Source organism: Stenotrophomonas sp. GbtcB23 (assembly GCF_019091045.1).
GTDB classification, from domain to species: Bacteria; Pseudomonadota; Gammaproteobacteria; order Xanthomonadales; family Xanthomonadaceae; genus Stenotrophomonas; species Stenotrophomonas rhizophila_A.
Map to the genome: position 1 here is coordinate 1 of NZ_JAGXKC010000162.1, position 601 is coordinate 601.

2 protein-coding genes are annotated in these 601 nt (G+C 61.7%); both read left to right on the forward strand.

Annotation, left to right across the window (positions count from 1 at the left end; genetic code table 11):
- Positions 1-166: copper resistance protein B (locus tag KVS69_RS18600; protein WP_217539461.1), on the forward strand; the 166-nt coding region annotated here is incomplete at its 5' end.
- A 12-nt stretch (positions 167-178) separates the two neighbouring features.
- On the forward strand, positions 179-601 hold a 423-nt coding region (locus KVS69_RS18605; protein ID WP_254622284.1), incomplete at its 3' end, for a cytochrome c.

A 601-nucleotide genomic window follows, 5' to 3' on the forward strand; every position in this document is an offset into this window, starting at 1 on the left:
CGCTGAGGCGGGGCTACGACTTCGCTATGAGTTCACCCGAAAGTTCGCTCCCTACATCGGCGTGGTGTACGAGCGCGCGTTTGGCAATACCGCAGACATGCGACGCGAGCATGGCGAGTCCTTTGAAGACACGCGCTTGGTCATCGGCCTTCGTACCTGGTTCTAAGGGGAACTGACAATGAAATCCAACAAAAAGATGTGGGTATGGCTCGGTGCCGGCGTGGCATTGGTTGCGGTGGCCGCAACCGCCACGGTCTCTCTGGGCGTGTACAACGTGGCCGCCGACGATCCGCATAGTCGCCCGGTGTATGCGCTACTTGAAACGGCGCGCGAGCGTTCCATTGAGGTGCGCGCCGCCAAGCTTCAGCTACCCACGAACCTTGATGATCCTGAGCGTATCCGCCAGGGTGCGGGCAACTACAACGCCATGTGCGTGACCTGCCATCTTTCACCAGACGCGGCGGCCACCGAGATGAGCATGGGCCTGTACCCCGCGCCACCGAACCTAAGCAAACAGCCGGTCGCTCCAGCTGAGGCGTTCTGGGTGATCAAGCACGGCATCAAGGCCAGCGGCATGCCCGCTTGGGGCGGCAGCATGGAC